Source organism: Neobacillus sp. B24 (genome assembly GCF_055381825.1).
In genome coordinates this window covers 5,113,504-5,133,464 of record NZ_AP035777.1, presented here as the reverse complement: position 1 = coordinate 5,133,464, position 19,961 = coordinate 5,113,504, and the positions used below count along the sequence as shown (strand labels likewise).

Genomic DNA, 19,961 nt, shown 5'->3' with positions numbered 1-19,961 from the left:
TAATTTTTAAAAACTTAAAGGGGGGGTATCACTAAAAATGAAAATATGTTTAGTTGCACATTTAAATGATTTATCTGGTGCAAACAGGTCACTTTTGGATTTAGCAGTCGCATTAATAAGACAGGGGCAAAGTGTTACGGTAGTGATACCAAGGCATGGTGAATTGGAAAATGCTTTAATTCAAAATGGTGTTAGTTATAAAGTTATATATTCCGGAACTTGGGCTGGTTTGATTGGGCAGGAGAAAAAGTGGAAGAAATTATATAAGCGGATGATCAATTATTTTGCAGAATACAAGTTTTATAAGTATATAGTAAATGAAAATTTTGATATTGTACACTACAATTCTATTGTGTATGGTGTTGGTGCTAGATTGTTGAAGAAAAATGGGAAACCATATGTATGGCATTTGCGTGAGTTTCCAGAAGAACTTAATTTAAAGTTTTATAATAAAAGATTGGTTTATGATGTTGTTGGGAATTCAACTTTAATGTTTGGTATTTCTAATGCAACTTATAATGTTTACTCAAAAGTATTTGACGAAGCCAGATTAAAAGTAATATATAACGGCCTTACATTCCCAAGTAGTCACCTAAATAATGAAAGAAATTTCTCGTTCCCTGAAAAGATAACGCTTGTCATTGTAGGAGCAATTTATCCGGGAAAGGGTCAGCTTGAGGCAGTACGTGCTGTTGAATACTTATATAATCATGGAATGGATAATATAAATCTCAAAGTAGTAGGACAAGTTGTCGACAACCAGTACATGGAGGAAATAGAAGATTTTATAGATGTGCATTCTATTCGTAATATTATTGAGTTTTGCGGATATCAGTCTGATGTAACAGATATTAGGAAAAGTTGCGACATCGCCTTGGTATGTTCAAAAAGTGAAGCATTTGGAAGAGTTACCATTGAAGCTATGTTTAATAAGCAAATTGTGATTGGGTCTAACATCGGTGGAACGTTGGAACTTATTGAAGATGGTGTTAATGGTTTTTTATATAAACAAGGGGACTTTATGGATTTAGTGGGAAAAATTATTTATGTTATACAAAATAAAAAACTAAGTAAACAGATTGTTGAGAATGCTTATTCAACTGCAACAACTAAATTTTCGATTACAGAAACAGCAGCAAAAGTAATTGATGCTTATAAAACTGTAAATGTGAAAAATAATAGGGAAAGGGGGCTCAATGATGGATATTAGTATTATAATGCCAGTATATAATTCAGAAGAATACTTATCTGATGCAATAGAAAGTATTCTTAATCAAAGTTATAAAAATTTCGAATTGATTTTAATTAATGATGGCTCAAAGGATAATTCAGGTAGTATTTGTGACGAATTTGCCCAAAGGGATGCTAGGGTAATCGTTATTCATAAGGATAATGGTGGGATTTCAGATGCAAGGAATGCAGGTTTAAGAGTAGCAAAAGGGGAGTATATAGCATTTTCAGATAATGATGATATTTTTTCTGCAAATTTATTAGAAGATAATTTCAAAATTGCTAAGCAATACGATGCGGATATAGTTAAATATGGGGTTTCGTATTATGAAATCTCTAATAAGTCAAAGCGAAAAATTCCAATTAGGGATCTTCCGTTCCAGGTACTAGACAAGAATGGAATATCAAAAGACTATTTAACATTAAAAAGGAATAATATCTTTGTTTATGTTTGGGATTCGCTTATTAGAAAAGACATAATATTAGATAATAATTTATTCTTTGATAATGCCTTTAAATTAGGTGGAGAAGATATTGATTTTAATTTATCAATATTTAAATATATAAAAAAACTTGTTATAAATCCTGATGAATACTACACGCATTTTAAAAGATTCAATCATAGTACAGTATGTAAATTTTCTATTGAAAAACTAAATCCTTTTTTATTAAATGCAAAAAAGGAAAATGAGTTAATTACCGAATTAAAGGTAAATAGGGATCCTGAACTGATGATAGAAAGTATAAGTAGTTATATTATACAGGTTTCTTATACATTAAATCATATTGATGAAATGACAAGACTAGAGAAAATTGAGTACTTAAAGGGAATCGGTATTTTTGAAAGGTTTGTTTGCACGTACTCCTTTTCTTTGTTTCTAAAAGGGCTAGTTTATCGGCCTAAAAGGGCTCTAGTGATTTGGTTGTATTCGCATACCTTTTATAAATCACTATTAAAAATATGTGCATAATCGCTTAAGCCTAAATCGACAGGAAGATCTATTTTAGCCATATTGAAAAGAAGAGAGGTAATTTAAAGGTGAATTTATATGAAAAAATTCGAAACTATCAAGAAAAAATTGCAGTAATAGGGCTTGGTTATGTGGGAATGCCAATAGCTGTTGCTTTTGCAAAAAAAGCTGATGTAATAGGGTTTGATCTAAATAAGCAAAAAGTTGAGTTATACAAATCAGGGGTTGACCCTACAAATGAAGTTGGTAATGAAGAAATTAAAAATACTACAGTTGAATTTACATCTGATGAAACAAAACTTAAAGAGGCAAAGTTCCACATCGTAGCTGTACCTACTCCCATTAACTCAGATAAAACACCCGACCTCTATCCGGTTGAAGGAGCAAGTAGGATAATAGGGAGGAATCTCACTAAAGGATCCATTGTGGTGTATGAATCAACAGTTTATCCTGGTGTCACTGAAGATATATGTGTTCCAATTCTAGAAAAAGAGTCTGGCCTTAAATGTGGAATTGATTTCAAAATTGGGTATTCACCGGAAAGAATTAATCCTGGAGATAAGATCCATAAACTAGAAAATATTACTAAAATTGTATCTGGCATGGATTCTGAGAGTCTTGAAGTAATAGCAAAAATATATGAATTAATAATTGAAGTTGGGGTTTATAGAGCAGGGTCAATTAAAGTAGCTGAAGCTGCTAAGGTTGTAGAAAATAGCCAACGAGACATTAACATAGCTTTTATGAATGAGCTTGCAATGGTGTTTGACCGAATGGGAATAGACACAAAAGAAGTCATTGATGCCATGAACACAAAATGGAATGCACTTAAGTTCTATCCTGGACTTGTAGGAGGACACTGTATAGGTGTAGACCCTTACTACTTCGTGTATGAAGCTGAAAAGCTAGGATATCATAGCCAGATAATTTTATCAGGTAGAAAAATCAATGATAACATGGGCAAATTTGTAGCTGATGCAATTATAAAAAAATTAATATTAGCCAACAAGGTAGTAGCACAATCAAAAATTGTAATTCTAGGCATTACTTTTAAAGAGAATACACCAGATACACGAAACTCTAAAGTTATAGATATTATTGACAGCTTAAGAGAATATGGTATTGAACCAGTTGTGGTTGATCCAGAAGCGGATGCCGGTGAAGCTAAACACCAATACGGAATTGATCTGAAAGACTTGGAAGATGTTAAAGATGCTGATTGTCTTGTGCTTGCGGTTGCTCATGATGTATTTAAGCAAATGAGTTGGGATGAAATTGATTCATTGTACGGTGACTTTGATAATAAGGACAAGGTTTTTATTGATGTAAAAAGTATTTTTAATAGATATGAGATTGAAGAGAAAGGATATAGTTATTGGAGATTATAATTCTCTGAGCATTCCTGTAATAATAAAAGCTGTTAAATTATATATGAGATTTTCGTAATAACTTGTAGAATATTCCAAAGATGAGAAAACAAGAACTTATTTAAATACCAATTTAGGATTATATTGCTATTCTAACAATTAAATATAGGTATTATGATTGAGGGATGCTTATTGAATAATAAGGCAATTACTTTTATTAAAAACTTTTCATACACTCTATCTTCAAACCTAATATCAATGTTGATTTCTACAATAGTCATACTATTAGTTCCAAAATTAATAGGAGTAGAAGAATATGGATATTGGCAGCTATATCTTTTTTATTCTTCTTATGTAGGATTTTTACATTTTGGATGGAATGATGGGGTGTATCTCAGATATGGTGGCAAAGAATATAAGGAATTAAATAAAAAACTATTCTTTTCGCAGTTTTGGATGTTAGTAGTCCTTCAGCTCGTGTTAGGGGCTATTATTATTGTACTTTCGACTGCACTTAATGCAAATGATAATCGTGTATTTATCCTTAACATGACTGCATTCTGTATGTTTTTAGTAAATGTCAGATATATGTTAATTTATATATTGCAAGGTACAAATAGAATTAAAGAGTTTGCACAAATAACAATGATGGAAAAGGTGCTTTACTGCTGTTTAATTATTTTATTTTTATTAGTTGGCGTAAGGCAATTTGAATTGTTGATATTTGCTGATATATTAGGAAAACTTTTATCTTTAATATATGCAACTTATTGTTGTAGAGAAATTGTATTCAAAAAAGTCAGCAATCTTTATTTTGATATAAAAGAAACATTCGAAAATATTAGTGTCGGAATAAAGCTAATGTTTGCTAATATAGCGAGCATACTGGTTATAGGAATTGTTCGGTTTGGGATTGAGCGTACATGGGATGTTTCCACGTTCGGTAAGGTATCACTAACATTGAGTGTGTCTAATCTAATGATGGTATTTATCAATTCAGTCGGAATCATTATGTTTCCAGTCTTAAGAAGGACGAATAAGGAAAACCTTCCTAAGATTTATAAAGTCATGAGAAGTTTTTTAGTGGTACCTCTGCTGGGGTTACTTGTATCTTACTATCCTTTGAAGATTGCTTTAACAGCTTGGTTACCACAATATGCAGAGAGTCTATTGTATATGGCACTTCTTTTTCCAATGTGTGTTTATGAGGGTAAAATGGCTTTGTTAATTAATACTTATTTAAAAACATTGAGAAAAGAGAAACTAATGCTTACTATAAACCTTTCATCAGTTATTTTAAGCATTATTCTTACACTTCTTTTTACAGTGGTTTATGAAAATTTATCATTGGCTGTTGCAACGATTGTTGTGCTTTTGGCTTTCCGATGTGTATTGGCAGAAATTCTTCTTTCAAAGTTACTTAATGTATCCGTATATAAAGATATCTTTCTTGAATCGGCAATGATAATATTGTTTATTTTAACCGGTTGGTATATATCCTCATGGATAGGTATAGCACTCTATCTAGTCGGTTATGGATTTTATTTGCTAATTAAGAGAAGAGAAATTAAAGAAACAGTTATTAATATAAAATATTTAATAAAAGGTTAAGACTACCATAAATTTGTATATTTAATACTATGATAAATACTGTAATTAGCTATCAATAATTTTGAAGTATTTACTCAGAGTTTAACTAGTTTTAAAAATAAATCTTTTTAGAGGTGTTAAAATGAAAGGAATTATTTTAGCTGGAGGAAGCGGTACTAGGCTTTATCCAATTACAAGATCCATTTCAAAACAATTAATCCCCATTTATGATAAACCAATGATTTATTACCCATTATCCATTTTAATGTTAGCAGGGATTAGAGAGATACTAATAATTTCAACACCAAGTGATACTCCACGCTTTGAACAGTTACTAGGAGATGGTTCAGAATTAGGGATAAACTTAAGCTATGCTGTTCAACCTTCACCGGATGGATTGGCACAGGCTTTTATAATAGGAGAGGACTTTATTGGTGATGACAATGTTGCACTAATCTTAGGTGACAATATTTTTTATGGCCATGGGTTTACGAGATTATTAGAAAAGGTGGCTTCAAGGACACAGGGAGCAACTGTCTTTGGCTATAATGTAAAGGATCCTGAACGATTTGGTGTGGTTGAGTTTAATGAGGCTGGAAAAGCTATTTCAGTTGAAGAAAAACCAAATGTCCCAAAGTCTTCATATGCAGTAACAGGGCTTTACTTTTATGATAATCGTGTCGTTGACATTGCTAAAAATATAGAGCCATCTAAGCGTGGAGAACTTGAAATTACAGCTGTGAATGAAGAATATTTAAAATTGGACGAGCTTCATGTTGAGTTATTAGGTCGTGGTTTTGCTTGGTTAGATACAGGAACTCATGAGTCTTTATTAGAAGCTTCAACATTTATTGAAACGATTGAGAAGCGTCAAAGTTTAAAAGTTGCTTGCTTGGAAGAAATCGCTTACCGGAAGGGATATATAACAAGGTCGCAACTAAAAGAATTAGCAGAGCCATTGAAGAAAAATGGTTATGGTCAATATTTGTTACGTCTCGCAAATCAAGTACTAATTGAAAAAAAATAAGTAGGTGAAAAAGTCATGGATATTATTAAAACGAAATTTAAAGAAGTTGTTGTAATTGAACCAAAAGTATTTGGGGATCACCGTGGATGGTTTACGGAAACCTATAGCAAATCAGTTCTTGCTGAGTATGGAATCGACATAGATTTTCTTCAAGACAATCAATCGTTTTCAGCAACGAAGGGTACTTTACGTGGATTGCATTATCAAATGAATCCAAAAGCACAAGCGAAGCTTGTAAGATGTACAAGGGGCGTTATTTATGATGTGGCAGTGGATATTCGTAAAGGAAGCCCTACTTACGGGGAATGGTTTGGAATTGAATTAAGTGCTGAAAACAAAAAACAATTGCTTGTGCCAAAAGGCTTTGCTCATGCATTTATGACTTTAACGGATGATGTAGAAGTACAGTATAAAGTAGATGAAGTATACTCTCCAGATAATGAAAGAAGTATATTATGGAACGACCCAGAAATTGGTATAAAATGGCCGATTGATGTTAAACCTGTATTGTCTGAAAAGGATGAGACTGCCCCACTATTAAAAAACGCTGATAATAATTTCGTGAGTGGTGAATAAACAAATGAAAGTATTAGTAACTGGATATGGTGGGCAACTTGGATTTGATGTAGTTAAGGAAGGTACAAAGTGTGGACTAAAGATGATCGGTACAACTTCTAGGGATTTAAATATTACAGATGAAAATAGGGTTTCGGAATATATTCATCAATTAAAACCAGATGCGATTATTCATTGTGCTGCCTATACTGCAGTTGATCAGGCTGAAGATGATAAAAAGAACTGTTATGATGTGAATGTCAATGGGACAAAGTATCTAGCAACATCTGCTAAAGAAGTAAATGCAAAATTTGTCTATATTAGTACAGACTATGTTTTTGATGGACAAGGTGATATCCCATTTTTAGAGTATTCGACCCCAGATCCGATTGGGTATTATGGAGAAACAAAATGTCAAGGTGAGCAAATTGTACAGTCTATATTAGATGCATTCTTTATTATTCGTATTTCATGGGTTTTTGGGATTAATGGGAAAAATTTTGTTAAGACGATGCTTAGATTGTCTGAAACGAAAAATGAATTAAACGTAGTGGGTGATCAATATGGATCTCCTACCTATACATTTGATTTGGCACGTTTATTAATTGATATGGTTAAAAGTGATAAATATGGAATTTATCATGCTTCTAATGAAGGTTTCTGCAGCTGGGCCGAATTTGCTAAGGAAATATTTAGACATGCTGATAAGGATGTAATTGTAAATTCAATTAAAACAGAAGAATATCCAACCCGTGCAGTACGTCCTAAAAACTCCCGTATGTCAAAACAGAAACTAGTTGACAACGGATTTAGCCCATTACCAGACTGGCAAGATGCTGTTAAGAGATATTTAAAGGAATTAACACAAGAGGTGAAATAAATGACAAAGATGAAAGTACTTGTGACTGGTGGTGCAGGTTTCATTGGAGGGAACTTTGTGCAGTACTTGGTTAATAAGTATCCTGATTATGATATTTATAATTTAGACCTGTTGACCTATGCGGGAGATTTAACTAAACATCGAGATTTTGAAGCTAAGGAAAATTACCATTTTGTGAAGGCGGATATTGCAGATCGCCAAGAGATAGATACTCTTTTTGAGAAAGAGAAATTCGATTGTGTTGTACATTTTGCAGCAGAGAGCCATGTAGATCGTTCAATAACAGACCCTGGTGTATTTGTTCGTACAAATGTTTTAGGAACACAAGTATTATTAGATGCAGCAAAACAAATAGGGATTAAAAAATTTGTACATGTATCAACTGATGAAGTATATGGGGAACTAGATTTTGATCCGACAACATTTTTTACTGAAGATACTCCATTACAGCCCAACAGTCCATATAGTGCCAGTAAAGCATCGTCCGATTTATTAGTTCGTTCATATCACGAAACTTATGGTTTGCCAGTAAATATCACACGTTGTTCAAATAACTATGGGCCATATCATTTCCCTGAAAAGTTAATTCCATTAACAATTTCACGAGTATTAAATGAGCAGAAAGTACCTGTATATGGCGACGGAAAGAATATACGGGATTGGTTACATGTTATTGATCATTGTGCTGCTATTGATTTAGTATTACATGAAGGTGTAGATGGAGAAGTATATAATGTTGGTGGGCATAATGAACGTACTAATTTAGAAGTTGTTAAAACCATTATTAGTACGTTAGGGAAATCAGAGGATTTAATTGAGTTTGTTAAAGATCGTCTTGGTCATGATAAACGCTATGCGATTGATCCTACCAAATTGGAACAATTAGGTTGGAAGCCAACATATACATTTGAAACTGGAATTGCTCAGACTATTCAATGGTATCTTGATAACAAAGAGTGGTGGGAGCAAATAATCAGTGGGGAATATCAAAAGTACTTTGAGAAGCAGTATACGATATAAAGACTTTTAGTACCTCGAACCATGCCGATACAACAATAGCAAAGCAAGAACTAGGTTGGACAGCAAAACAAGATCTTATTGCAATGTGCCGTGATTCTTAGCGGTTTGAGAAGAATTATAAGGAATAGTGTGATTTAGTAAATTACCCGCTGGGCCAAATGGCTCGGCGGGCTTATTTGTCGTACTTTTTATCTTTTCTCACCACAAAGAGGACCATGCAAGTCTTAACATAATCCTCCATATTCAATCCTTCCTATATTTGCACAGCATTTCTTCTTTTAATATTTTTCCCCACTCAAGATCAATAAGCATTACATATAAATTGGCTCGAAGAGATAATGGAGGCCTCTTCATTATCATATTAAAATCCTTTTCATCATTAACTACAATAGTTAATTTGTCGGTTTCTAACAACTCCTGCATTGCAATTCGACCGTAGAGATGAAATACATGTATGATTGAAGGATGACGACGACCAGGAATGCTTGGCCTGAGTTCTAAATACCATCTGTTATACTCTTCATCCTCGATATTAATAGTCATATCAGGGAATCGAAATCTGTCTTCAGCCTTTTCTACACTCCATTTTAATGGGCTTTCATATAAGTCTGCTAATATGACCTGAATAAATTTCTTTTCCAAATCATCCATTTGACTTCTGAAGTTCATCGGAGAGTCACTATCTACTACGCTTTCTCTATTTCCATCTGAATCATCTTTTCGAGCTAAATGACCTGCAGCAACCATAAGATCTTGATATGTAACTTCATTATGAGCTTTTGCTGCAAATTTTGATATAAAACAATGGGTGACAGGCACCATCCAGAGATTTTCCAGTTCCTAGATCGATAGTAAATGGCTTTGGTTATTTCTTTGTGGTCTGGGTTATCTGGAGTATAATATAGTTGTGTTTTTAATAGAATGATAGATTGAAGGAGGTTAGGAGTTTGGCATCTTCTGTAATGACGGTTGGTTTGAATGGCATGGACGGTTACAGGGTGAAGGTGGAAGCCAATGCGCGGACGGATAAGGAGTCGTTTGTCATTGTCGGTTTGCCTGATGCTTCGGTGAAGGAATCGAAGGAGCGAGTCTGGAGTGCATTGTATGAACAGAATGCAGATATACATACGAAGAAGATTACAGTGAATTTATCTCCACCGGAATTTAAAAAGACAGGTCCCGGCTATGATGCTGCGATGGTAATTGCTGTATTAAAGGCAGTTGGCGAACTGGATGGTGTGGTTTTGGATGATACATGTATCATTGGAGCTATATCCTTAGAATGTGATATTGAAGCATTTGAAGGGCTTATCCCGGTTGTGACCAATGCGATAAAGCTCGGGTTTAAGAAAATATTTATCCCTCCCATTAATACCCACATATTTCCTCAAACAGCAGGAATAGAATTAATTCCAGTTTCCTCGATATCCGGACTCATTTCTCATTTGAGTGGACAAATGACGGCAGAGCATTTATTTACTTTTCCAATTACAAATACTGAGATAGTACCATCTCCCGAAATACATGAAGAACAAGAACAATGGGTGACAGGCACCATCCAGAGATTTTCCAGTTCCTAGATCGATAGTAAATGGCTTTGGCTATTTCTTTGTGGTCTGGGTTATCTGGAGTATAATATAGTTGTGTTTTTAATAGAATGATAGATTGAAGGAGGTTAGGAGTTTGGCATCTTCTGTAATGACGGTTGGTTTGAATGGCATGGACGGTTACAGGGTGAAGGTTGAAGCCAATGCGCGGACGGATAAGGAGTCGTTTGTCATTGTGGGCTTGCCTGATGCTTCGGTGAAGGAATCGAAGGAGCGAGTCTGGAGTGCTTTGTATGAACAGAATGCGGATATACATACGAAGAAGATTACCGTGAATTTATCTCCACCAGAATTTAAAAAGACTGGACCGGGCTATGATGCCGCAATGGTAATTGCTGTATTAAAGGCAGTTGGTGAACTGGATGGTGTGGTCTTGGATGATATATGTATCATTGGAGCTATATCTTTAGAATGTGATATTGAACCATTTGAAGGGATTATCCCAGTGGTTACCAATGCTATAAAGCTTGGGTTTAAGAAAGTTTTTATTCCACCCATTAATACCCGCATATTTCCTCAAACACCAGGAATAGAATTAATTCCCGCTTCCTCGATATCCGGACTCATTTCTCATTTGCGTGGGCAAACGACGGCAGAGCATTTATTTACTTTTCCAAATACAAATACTGTGAAAGTACCTTCTTCTGAAATACATGAAGAACCGCAAATTGATTTTCAAGCGGTTATTGGTCATGCCCAAGCAAAACGGGCATTGGAAATTGCTGCCGCAGGTGGACATCATGTGTTATTAAGTGGACCGCCGGGCTGTGGCAAGAGTATGTTGGCAGAGGCGTTTCCGACCATATTTCCAGACTTATCGCCTGAGGAAATATTAGATTTGTATGGGATTTATCAATTAGGTAGAGAGGACCTCCCATCTGTTACACAGCCGCCAATTAGACATCCGCACCATTCCGCTTCTTCCGTTTCGTTACTTGGGGGTGGAACGTATCCAAAACCTGGTGAAGTTTCGTTGGCTCATTATGGCATTTTATTTTTGGATGAGATGGGGGAGTTCTCAAAGAAGACGATCGATATGTTGCGGCAGCCAATGGAAAGCGGTCGTATAACGATCAACCGGGCCAGGCAGTCAGTCACCTATCCAGCAGAATTTGTTTTAATTGCCGCAACTAACCCATGCCCATGCGGTTATCAGGGCTCCTCACACCATTACTGTATATGTACGCCTAAACAGATTGCGGCTTACAAACAGAGAATCTCAGGACCAATTATGGATCGGTTTGATTTTTGTCTGACATTACGGAATGTATCGTTTAAACATGAACATGGAGCGGAAGAGAGCTCATATACAATCAAACAGAGGGTAACAAAGGCGCGGGAAAGCCAATACGAGCGTTATGGAGGTAGGATCTTAAACAACCGTGTTCCGTTTCAATTAATCCAGAGTAAAAGTCCTCTCACGAGTGAACAATTGGACTATTTACATCAAGTTTGCTGGGAAAATAAGTGGAGTAATCGTACACAGGTCAAAATTGTCCGTGTGGCACGCACAATAAGTGACCTTCAACTTGAACGCGAAATATCTGTGCGATCTCTAAAAGAAGCAGTGGAATGGAAATTGCAATCCCAAAACGAACCGATACAGCCGGTAGGCGTTTGAATAGGAGAACGCCATGGGAAGAAAAAGACGGGAGTGGCTACCGTATGCTTATCATCACATCTACTCAAGGGGAAACAACCGGCAAAACATCTTTTGCGATGGTACCGATATGATGGAAGCTTACAGATTATTAACCATGATTCACAATGAAACCCCCATTTCCATTTGTGCTTTTTGTTTCATGACAAATCACTACCACCTACTTTTGAAAACGGAGGAAGTGTCCATTTCTAAAATTATGGGAATCTTTAATAAACGATATACCGACTATTTTAATGGAAGATACCGGCATGTCGGACATGTATTTCAGCAACGATTTAACAGCTCCCCTGTTCCTTACCCACAGGATCTGCTTCAGGTAAGTAAGTACATTCACCGTAATCCAATCAGTACCAAACAGCCAATGGTAGCTCACATGGAAGATTATCCATATAGCAGCTATAGATTTTACAAGTATGCCAACTTGACACCTTTTCCGTTTCTAAACCGTCACGACCTGCCAGAAAGTTTTATCCTGCAAACCCAGAAAACCATTGAGCATTATTGCGGATTTGTGGAGGAGGAATAATATTATCAAACAGAAAATGGAATATTTCTGGAGAGTGCCTAGTATAGTAAATAGGTTCAAATAATAAGAAAGGCCACCATTTTCATTGTAAAATGGAAGTACCTATCACAGAACTTCCAATTACTCACCCTACCAAGGAGATGAAAATGATGGCTTATTCATTATTGAACCACATTCAAGGAAAAAACGGAAGTCGATGGGCACAATTTGTACGGGAAACAGGAACAGATCGTATGTTGATAGTAGCGATTGATGCAGCGAAGTTTACTCACAAGGCAATGATATGTACGTTTTATGGGGACGTTTTGGTGAAACCATTTGAGTTTGATGCTTCCCTGACGGGACTTGAAAAGGTTAAAGAACATATTCAAACAGAAAAGAATCGGCTTGGGATGAAGGAGGTTGTGGTGGGGGTTGAAACCACAGGGCATTATTATGAGGATTTAGTTCGACGTTGTCATTCTGAAGGCTATCATGTTCGCATCTTGAATGCAGCTACTACTGCACAGGAAAGGCAAGCTCTTTTGAATTGGTCCAAAACGGATAATCTAGATCTGATGGCAATTGTACAATCTATTATTAATGGCCGAGGGACATCCAGTGAGTTGTCCACAGGATCCGTACACAACTTGCAGAAATTAACGCGTGCCCGTCGGGCGCTTGTGGGGGAAAGGACATCGACCGAAAACCTGATTCGGGTATATATTGACCATATTTTTCGGGAGTTCCAGGGGAAAAGTATGTGGATAAATGGGAAGCGCGAACATGTCGAACCTTTCTCGAAGTTATTTGGAAAAGCACCACGATATTTTATGCGCCATTGCCTTCATCCAAGTGATATCCTTACCCTTGGAGAGAAGGGATTACGTGAACTTTCCATACGGGAAAACCTGAAGCTCAGGGATAAATCGATTCAAATACTGCTTGAATTTGCACAGAATTCAATCTCGCAACCTAAAGAGCTTTTGGAAATGGAACAATTTCTTTTGATTCAAAAACTTGACCAATTAGAGCTTTTAGATAAGCAGATTCAATTGCTAGAGAGGAAAATCGAAGATATATTTGTTCAAACTGAAGGAGCAGTCATTCTTAGCGTTCCAGGAATAGGAGTTGTAACGGGGGCTGAATTATACGCGGAAATGGGCGATATATCTGATTTCGACCATGCAGGGCAATTAATTAAAATGGCGGGGACAAATCCAATTGTGAAGCAGTCAGGGGGTAAAAGACCTTCATACTATGGCGTTTCTAAACAGGGAAGAAGAACTTTCAGGAACGTTACTTATCAAGTTGGAAGATCCCTAGCTGTTAATAACCCTGAGATGAAACAGAAATATTTGGCCTTTAAAGAGCGTGGAAAGCACCCGGGGCAAGCATATATTGCTTTAGGAAACCGAATGATCCGTTTAGCCTTTTCAATGATTAAGCATCAATCGCTCTATCAAACAAATCAACCAAACTATGTCTTAATTGATGAAATAACAAAAAAGATTCATAGCCCAAATGTAAGATGCTTTTATGAAAAGTTTGTCGTATCAGCTGTTAATAAATCAGCGTAAACCAGAAACAAGATTTTTAACATGTGGATAGCTCTGCATAAATTATATTGTCATTTAATCAGCTATGTTCCTAAGTTTTTCTTTACAATTGTGCATAACCTAAACCCTTTTTAACTGTTAATTAAGCTTTAAAAACAAAGTGGAAAGAACAATCTCTTAGAAATATTATTCCTTTACAAATGGGGCTCCTCTAGGACGTTAGATCACATTGAACTTCGTGCCTGAGGCTCCAGACCTCGAGTGACAGCGTTATGGATCTTGTCCTACAAGTACGAATAATACGTGAAATCTAAGTTTAGATTTACTAGGCGGTATCCTCTGTAGGATGAAAATTCAAGATCCCTTCACGTTCTAGAGGGGCCCTATTATAATTCTGTGATAGTCGACTCTTCAAAAAAATGGATATTGGGAGTTCTAGTTTAGGTCGGTCTTTTTTTATAAAAAATTATGTTTGACTTATTAGCCATTATACGCTGTCACCCTCTGGTTCGTTGCGAAGGAATAACATGTGTAGCCTTTATTCACTAGAACCTTACTGGGTAGTGCCAATAACTTTATCAATAAAATTTATCACTCCCAAATAAGTCGTTTATAAAGGAACTTTCCTTAGGTTAGTACAAAATATCTAACTATTATGGTATATTATACTCGTAATTACATAATTTTCATAATTAATTTAATAGTAGGTGAGACTTTGATACTTATATTAACGGACCAATATGATAAACATGCTGATGCTGTTATAAATTACTTAATTGTAAATAATGCAGAGTTTTTTCGATTAAACTTAGATGTTAATTCATTAAAAAGTACATTTGCTAGTTTCGATGGGGAAAAATGGTGTATCAAAACAGAAGAAAAGGCTATTTCTTCTGATGAAGTTTCTTGTGTATGGCATAGGCGATCATTTGTGGAAATGACTCTAGAAGAGCAAGTTGATAACTCTTCAGATTTTAAAATATGGAAAAATGAGTGGAATAAAACATTACTTGGTTTCTATTTATACCTTGTAAATGTTCCGTGGTTAAATCCAATAAGAAAAAGTCATAAGGCAGAAAATAAATATCTTCAAACACGGGTAGCACAAAAGATTGGGTTCAATATTCCAAAGATGATAGTTTCAAATGAAAAGGAAAAACTTATGCAGTTTTTTGAAATAAATAACCCTGTTGTTTTAAAATTAATGTCACAAGATTTTTATCAAACAGATGAAAATTCCTTTAAAGGAATATACGTAAACAAAATATCTTATAAGGATTTACTAGAATTTGAGGAAATATCAGAAAATCCAATAGTTTTACAACAATATATACAAAAAAATTATGAAGTAAGGTATACAGTAGTTGGGGATAAGCATTTTGTTTGTAAAATAGATTCTCAAAAATCAAAAGTTTCAAATGTTGATTGGAGAAGGTATGATATTGCAAATACCCCACATTTTGCAATTGAGGCCCCAAGTTATATAAAGGAAATGGTACATCAATTTATGCAAGAAATGAATCTTGAATATGGGGCTTTAGACTTTATAGTTTCCGAAAATGGGGATTGGTATTTCTTGGAGGTCAACTCAATGGGGCAATGGCTATGGATTGAAGATCTCACAGGCCTTCAAATTTCAGAATCAATAGGTAAATGGCTTATTAGTAATTCCCTTTAAAGGAGGTGATTAAATGAAAGTTTTTGCATCCAGATTTTTAGAGTTACCAACTCAAGATGAAGTTGCAACCTCAAAAGAGTGGAATTGGGAACCATATAGTAAAGATGTGTACAGAATCTATGCCTCAGGTAATTCTACTTCTTCGAGAGAATCTACATATGCAGCTGAAAAAGATAATCGTTCCGATTCTGACAGACCTAACGAGGGAATGATAGTTGCATAAACAATAAATTGGTGGAAAAAGAGTCTTTGAATAAGTGTTTCAAAGACTCTTTTTCAGTAAGTAATGTAACCGAGAAATCATTGTTTCATCAGTTAAAAACAATGGGTAACAGACATCATACTGGGATTTTCCAGTCTCCTGATTGCTTTTTAATGGCTTTGCTTAATTCTTTGTGGTCTGGGTTTTGTGGGGAAAAATATATGTGATTTTCAATAGATTTAGGGTTTAGAAGAAGGTTAGGGGTTTGGCGTCCTCTGTGATGATGGTTTGTTTGAATGGCATGGAGGGTTACAGGTTAAAGGTTGAAGCAAATGCACGAACGGAAAAGGAATCGTTTTTAATGTGGGCTTTCCTGGTGCTTCGGTGAAGGAATCGAAGGAGCGAGTTTGGAGTGCATTATATGAACTAAATCTAGTTGAAGGTATAGTTCAGGCACATATTAAACAAACGTTTAGTTTAATGACAATATTTTTGCCTCGATAGGCTGTAGAATGCGGCTAATCCAAGATTCATACTGCTTTTATCCAAACGTTTGATTGATAAAGCAGTAGTAGGATGGTGCCGGAAATTGACGAAGAATTGTGTTCGAATGGGGATTGCCAGAAATGAGTTCACATCATCAGGCAAGATTCACCAAATTTCTTGAGTTAAATAAATATAAAACGTTTATTTTCCAAGATTTCCAATGATCTCACTTAAACGTTTGTCTGGTCGACAAGGATTTGTGTAATGTGGGAAATATAAAGCTGATTATGGCAAGGCTTTAAGGGCAGTTAACTAATCGTTTGGTTAGGTTGCCTGCGCGCAACAATTTGTCGCAAAGCATCGAATAAACAGCTGTTGTACGTCCATAGAGAGGGCTTGATGATAAGAAGCAGTAAGCCCTCTCCTGTCTTATGTAGTTGATTCGTCTTCATCATCCTTGGATACTTTATAATCCTCCATTGATTCACAAATCACCTTCACAAATTCATGCGGCTCCATTTCCAGGGCTACTGCCAGTTTCACAATAGTCCCAAAAGAAGGTGCTTTTAGATTTCGTTCTAGTTCCCCGATATAGGATCGATCCAAACCGGCTTCAAACCCGAGATCTTCCTGTGTTAACTTTTAGCTTTGCGCTGCTTTTTTAGTGCCTCACCTATGTAAATGGTCAAGGAAATTCTCCTTTTTAATACCATTAGATAATTAGTTGAGAATACGCTCTACAGGCTACAGACAGCATTTCAGGATTATCGGGAAATTTATTTTATGATGGAGGGAAATCCCGAAGGGATGCGTAACATGGAATCCCCTATTTTAGTTTTCAATCGTTGTTGGCTCCGTTATCTTGATTTTTTCGCTGAAAAACCTGAACGTATGCTGTCATCAGCGTACCAGACGATAATCGTTCCGCCACCACCCTGAGATCCTTTTAAAAAAATACCTTCCTTGACCCCTATGTTTCCAAATGTGAAAACAACCCATACTCCCTGTGGAACCCAAGCTCAATCGTACCGGTCGGCCCATTTCTGTGCTTGGCGAGGATGACTTCGATTTTGTTCTTATGGTGTGAATCTTTGGTGTAGTAATCATCGCGATACAGGAAAGCGATGAGGTCGGCATCCTGTTCGATTTGTCCGCTTTCCCTTAAGTCTGAGAGAATTGGATGCTTGTCATGGCGGCTTTCGACGCCACGGCTTAGCTGGGACAGGGCGATGACCGTTACGTTCAGTTCTCTGGCCATGGTTTTAAGAGACCTTGAGATTTCATTGATTTCAGCCTGGCGGTTTTGCTTGAAGCTTCGATCGCCTTCAATCAGTTGGAGGTAATCAATGACGACGAGCAGTCTTCGTTGTTGGACATATTCCCGTCGGGCCTTGCGCACCTTTGACCAAATATAAGGGATATCCATCCCGGCTTTGTCAAAGATATGCAGGTTCAGTTTCGATAGCCTCCCAATTGTATCGGTAAACTGCTGCCAATCCTTGTCATAAAATTCGTTTTTCGGGTTCTTCAGTTTCCGGCTGTCAATAAGGCCGGTGAATCCAGCCATCCGCTTTAGTAGCTGCTTTTTTGACATCTCCAATGAAAAGATTAGGCTGATATCCTGCCTGGCTGCCTGCAGGGCTAGGTTCAGGGCGAAGGCTGTCTTGCCCAGGTTGGGAAAACCGGAAGGAATGCCGACGATGTCTCCCAGATCTTTTTCACAGTCAAGGAACAAATCGACCAGTGTCTGGGTAATGCTGCCGGTATCCTCGTCGGTCAGATGGTCCTCAATCGCCATCAGTTCCTGGATGCCGTTGTGGATCGTTTTTTTGATGTCTGTTCCTTTTGCCTGTTTGATCAGCTTGCCGGCAATTTGAATGGTTTTCCGTTTTTGCGCATATTCCTTGATGGTTTGATCGTAGAAGTGAAAGTTGGCAGTGGATGGCACGCTTCCGGATAGCTGACTCAGGTAGGTGAGGCCGCCGAGCCATTGCGGCGGTCGGTGCCTAGCTCATCGATAAAGGAAATGACGTCAATCGGCTTGCCTTTTTCATCTAGGCTGCGAATCGCTGTGTACATCAGCCTTAGTTTGGGTGAATACAGTTGTTCTGGCTTAATCGTAGACTCTCTCACCAATCCGCCGTCCAAGAAGAACGACCCGATAAAGGCTTCCTCAGCTTCCTGGTTATAGGGTTCAAATTCAGTCAAATGCGCCACCTCCGGCTTTATCTTTCTTTGTCATTTGAGCTACCTCCTAATCCCTGGGATGGCCCTCATGTTGGCCAGTTCCTTTTGGATCACGGCTTCACAAGCAGGTTTATGTCGAGCGGTGATGATGAATCTGGTTTCTCCCGCACTTGGGACGGACATGGCCCCGGACGGTTTTGGCAGCAGGTCGGCAATTTTCGGCGGGTATGGTGATTCTTTGACGAACGATAATAGGTTTCCTTGGACTACGTCAGGTGCATAGGCTTTCAGTACTTCATGCCATAGGTTCACTTTTTCCTGACTGACACTAAATTGGTCATAAAACGTGCTGATATTCTTTAATAACTCGAACGTCTCACGCTTAAACATGGAGGTCGAAATCCTCCTCGTTGTAGGTTGTGATGGAGACAGGGAATCGTCGAGATGAATCGCCTGTGGTTTTTTGATTGTGATACGATTCAAACTTAGTTCCGAACAAGGTCTCCGGTCTTAGGAACTGGTTCATATTTGGGTCTTGAAGCCATGCTTTTGTCTTTAGGTCGATGACTTTCTTGAAGTCTTCTACGGTAAAGCCTTCTTTTAATCTGGCTTGTATCAGCTTTTTCGTTTTCTTTGTTGAAGGTTTGTAGTGGGCGTTGGTTTTACTGTTCAGGTAGTCGACGATGTCGACAATAGGGTTAGTCTCTGTTGAAGTCTCTGTTGTAATCTCTGGTAATGGTTGGGGCAAATTGCTGTCCTCAAGCTGGCAATCTGCAAGGTCGGACATGGCAATTTGCTGAGTGGATGACGGCAAATTGCCATGTGACTCCACATGCTGTGATGGTTGGTCATGTTCTTCAGAATCAAATGCTTCTAGGGCATCGAGATTTTGATAATTAACGGAATACCATTTTGTATTGTCACTTTTCTTCTTATTCCAATTTCCTGTTAGTAGCAGTCCTTGTTTTTCAAGGGAACGAATCGCGCGGCAAATGGTGTCCTTTGACCAGAACGGCATCTGCTCCTGCCAATCCTGATAAGTATTGTAAATCCACTTTCGTCCTTCAATCACGTGGGAACTAGATTGAAGCCAGTAATGAATTTGCTGTAGCACAATCGTTTCGTTCAGGCCGATTTTTACGGCAAGGGAAGGGATGATCATGATAGGAGCTTCGTTGATTAATAGTTTACTCATGCTTTTTTCCTCCAAAATAGAATCATTTTTAATAGAGGGCTTGGTCCAATCGAGGACAAGCCCGCCTTCTTTCATCCATGTTAGTAGTAAGCCATTTTTTTCATAATAGAGGTTTATGTAGTAATGATCTTGATGGAATCTTTTAGGTGATATGATACAAACTTATTGAAGGGTAAGCCCCTTAGGTAAAAATAAAATAAAGAAATAGTAGTGCAGGATAATGGTTTAAGGGGCTTTAT

Annotated in this window: 19 protein-coding genes and 1 pseudogene; 14 read left to right on the top strand and 6 right to left on the bottom strand. The window is 37.0% G+C overall.

The window, feature by feature from the left end:
* Positions 1 to 37: 37 nt before the first annotated feature.
* The 8 genes from ACZ43M_RS25265 (at position 38) to rfbB (ending at position 8,640) form a co-directional block, all read left to right on the top strand.
* Entirely contained in the window at positions 38 to 1,210 is a 1,173-nt protein-coding gene (locus ACZ43M_RS25265) for a glycosyltransferase family 4 protein (RefSeq protein ID WP_464505271.1), read from the top strand.
* Positions 1,197 to 2,201 carry a glycosyltransferase family 2 protein gene (locus ACZ43M_RS25260; protein WP_464505270.1) on the top strand — a complete coding sequence of 335 codons (1,005 nt, stop codon included), beginning with the start codon at positions 1,197 to 1,199 and terminating at the stop codon, positions 2,199 to 2,201. The genes ACZ43M_RS25265 and ACZ43M_RS25260 overlap by 14 nt, the downstream gene beginning before the upstream one ends.
* Positions 2,202 to 2,269: 68 nt before the next feature.
* Entirely contained in the window at positions 2,270 to 3,589 is a 1,320-nt protein-coding gene (locus ACZ43M_RS25255; RefSeq protein ID WP_464505269.1) for a nucleotide sugar dehydrogenase, read from the top strand.
* A 171-nt stretch (positions 3,590 to 3,760) separates the two neighbouring features.
* Entirely contained in the window at positions 3,761 to 5,179 is a 1,419-nt protein-coding gene (locus ACZ43M_RS25250; RefSeq protein WP_464505268.1) for an oligosaccharide flippase family protein, read from the top strand.
* 121 nt (positions 5,180 to 5,300) lie between these two features.
* Entirely contained in the window at positions 5,301 to 6,185 is an 885-nt protein-coding gene (rfbA, locus tag ACZ43M_RS25245; protein ID WP_464505267.1) for a glucose-1-phosphate thymidylyltransferase RfbA, read from the top strand.
* 15 nt (positions 6,186 to 6,200) lie between these two features.
* Positions 6,201 to 6,761, top strand: a complete 561-nt coding sequence (rfbC, locus tag ACZ43M_RS25240; protein WP_464505266.1) for a dTDP-4-dehydrorhamnose 3,5-epimerase — start codon at positions 6,201 to 6,203, stop codon at positions 6,759 to 6,761.
* 4 nt (positions 6,762 to 6,765) lie between these two features.
* Positions 6,766 to 7,620 (top strand): dTDP-4-dehydrorhamnose reductase, encoded by an 855-nt coding sequence (gene rfbD / locus ACZ43M_RS25235; protein WP_464505265.1) that lies wholly within the window; start codon positions 6,766 to 6,768, stop codon positions 7,618 to 7,620.
* Positions 7,621 to 8,640: a dTDP-glucose 4,6-dehydratase gene (gene rfbB / locus ACZ43M_RS25230; RefSeq protein ID WP_464505264.1), complete on the top strand. Its 1,020-nt coding sequence runs from the start codon at positions 7,621 to 7,623 to the stop codon at positions 8,638 to 8,640.
* A gap of 243 nt (positions 8,641 to 8,883) precedes the next feature.
* On the opposite strand, the gene ACZ43M_RS25225 is transcribed toward rfbB, so the two are convergent.
* Positions 8,884 to 9,462, bottom strand: coding sequence for a hypothetical protein (locus ACZ43M_RS25225; protein WP_464505263.1), 579 nt, complete (start codon positions 9,460 to 9,462; stop codon positions 8,884 to 8,886).
* Between the two features lie 125 nt (positions 9,463 to 9,587).
* On the opposite strand from ACZ43M_RS25225, the gene ACZ43M_RS25220 reads away from it, so the two are divergent.
* The 6 genes from ACZ43M_RS25220 (at position 9,588) to ACZ43M_RS25195 (ending at position 15,875) form a co-directional block, all read left to right on the top strand.
* The gene (locus ACZ43M_RS25220; RefSeq protein ID WP_464505262.1) at positions 9,588 to 10,220 is read left to right on the top strand and encodes a magnesium chelatase domain-containing protein; all 633 of its coding nucleotides are present in this window, start codon (positions 9,588 to 9,590) and stop codon (positions 10,218 to 10,220) included.
* A gap of 103 nt (positions 10,221 to 10,323) precedes the next feature.
* Positions 10,324 to 11,868, top strand: a complete 1,545-nt coding sequence (locus ACZ43M_RS25215) for a YifB family Mg chelatase-like AAA ATPase (protein WP_464505261.1) — start codon at positions 10,324 to 10,326, stop codon at positions 11,866 to 11,868.
* Between the two features lie 13 nt (positions 11,869 to 11,881).
* On the top strand, positions 11,882 to 12,436 hold the full coding sequence (locus ACZ43M_RS25210) for a transposase (RefSeq protein ID WP_464505260.1): 555 nt from the start codon (positions 11,882 to 11,884) through the stop codon (positions 12,434 to 12,436).
* A 149-nt stretch (positions 12,437 to 12,585) separates the two neighbouring features.
* Positions 12,586 to 13,995: an IS110 family RNA-guided transposase gene (locus tag ACZ43M_RS25205; RefSeq protein ID WP_464508113.1), complete on the top strand. Its 1,410-nt coding sequence runs from the start codon at positions 12,586 to 12,588 to the stop codon at positions 13,993 to 13,995.
* 694 nt (positions 13,996 to 14,689) lie between these two features.
* Positions 14,690 to 15,652, top strand: coding sequence for an MvdC/MvdD family ATP grasp protein (locus ACZ43M_RS25200; RefSeq protein WP_464505259.1), 963 nt, complete (start codon positions 14,690 to 14,692; stop codon positions 15,650 to 15,652).
* Positions 15,653 to 15,665: 13 nt separating this feature from the next.
* Positions 15,666 to 15,875 (top strand): hypothetical protein, encoded by a 210-nt coding sequence (locus ACZ43M_RS25195; RefSeq protein ID WP_464505258.1) that lies wholly within the window; start codon positions 15,666 to 15,668, stop codon positions 15,873 to 15,875.
* A gap of 894 nt (positions 15,876 to 16,769) precedes the next feature.
* Here the strand turns inward: ACZ43M_RS25195 and ACZ43M_RS25190 are convergent.
* The 5 genes and pseudogenes from ACZ43M_RS25190 to ACZ43M_RS25170 all read right to left on the bottom strand — a co-directional run.
* Positions 16,770 to 16,970: pseudogene (locus ACZ43M_RS25190) on the bottom strand (helix-turn-helix domain-containing protein); the annotation flags it as partial.
* A 340-nt stretch (positions 16,971 to 17,310) separates the two neighbouring features.
* On the bottom strand, positions 17,311 to 18,288 hold the full coding sequence (locus ACZ43M_RS25185) for a replicative DNA helicase (RefSeq protein WP_464505257.1): 978 nt from the start codon (positions 18,286 to 18,288) through the stop codon (positions 17,311 to 17,313).
* A 17-nt stretch (positions 18,289 to 18,305) separates the two neighbouring features.
* On the bottom strand, positions 18,306 to 18,548 hold the full coding sequence (locus ACZ43M_RS25180) for a DnaB-like helicase N-terminal domain-containing protein (RefSeq protein WP_464505256.1): 243 nt from the start codon (positions 18,546 to 18,548) through the stop codon (positions 18,306 to 18,308).
* Positions 18,549 to 18,587: 39 nt separating this feature from the next.
* The gene (locus ACZ43M_RS25175) at positions 18,588 to 18,917 is read right to left on the bottom strand and encodes a hypothetical protein (RefSeq protein WP_464505255.1); all 330 of its coding nucleotides are present in this window, start codon (positions 18,915 to 18,917) and stop codon (positions 18,588 to 18,590) included.
* The gene (locus ACZ43M_RS25170) at positions 18,910 to 19,722 is read right to left on the bottom strand and encodes a conserved phage C-terminal domain-containing protein (protein ID WP_464505254.1); all 813 of its coding nucleotides are present in this window, start codon (positions 19,720 to 19,722) and stop codon (positions 18,910 to 18,912) included. Before ACZ43M_RS25170 ends, ACZ43M_RS25175 begins: the two co-directional genes overlap by 8 nt.
* Positions 19,723 to 19,961 lie beyond the last annotated feature (239 nt).

Excerpts from the sequence above, each read along its gene's own strand:
- rfbB (WP_464505264.1), top strand. The coding sequence starts at position 7,621 with ATGACAAAGATGAAAGTACTTGTGACTGGTGGTGCAGGTTTCATTGGA.
- ACZ43M_RS25260 (WP_464505270.1), top strand. The coding sequence starts at position 1,197 with ATGATGGATATTAGTATTATAATGCCAGTATATAATTCAGAAGAATAC.
- rfbD (WP_464505265.1), top strand. The coding sequence starts at position 6,766 with ATGAAAGTATTAGTAACTGGATATGGTGGGCAACTTGGATTTGATGTA.
- ACZ43M_RS25170 (WP_464505254.1), bottom strand. The coding sequence starts at position 19,722 with ATGAGTAAACTATTAATCAACGAAGCTCCTATCATGATCATCCCTTCC.
- rfbC (WP_464505266.1), top strand. The coding sequence starts at position 6,201 with ATGGATATTATTAAAACGAAATTTAAAGAAGTTGTTGTAATTGAACCA.
- ACZ43M_RS25205 (WP_464508113.1), top strand. The coding sequence starts at position 12,586 with ATGGCTTATTCATTATTGAACCACATTCAAGGAAAAAACGGAAGTCGA.
- ACZ43M_RS25210 (WP_464505260.1), top strand. The coding sequence starts at position 11,882 with ATGGGAAGAAAAAGACGGGAGTGGCTACCGTATGCTTATCATCACATC.
- rfbA (WP_464505267.1), top strand. The coding sequence starts at position 5,301 with ATGAAAGGAATTATTTTAGCTGGAGGAAGCGGTACTAGGCTTTATCCA.
- ACZ43M_RS25265 (WP_464505271.1), top strand. The coding sequence starts at position 38 with ATGAAAATATGTTTAGTTGCACATTTAAATGATTTATCTGGTGCAAAC.
- ACZ43M_RS25195 (WP_464505258.1), top strand. The coding sequence starts at position 15,666 with ATGAAAGTTTTTGCATCCAGATTTTTAGAGTTACCAACTCAAGATGAA.
- ACZ43M_RS25225 (WP_464505263.1), bottom strand. The coding sequence starts at position 9,462 with ATGGTGCCTGTCACCCATTGTTTTATATCAAAATTTGCAGCAAAAGCT.
- ACZ43M_RS25175 (WP_464505255.1), bottom strand. The coding sequence starts at position 18,917 with ATGTTTAAGCGTGAGACGTTCGAGTTATTAAAGAATATCAGCACGTTT.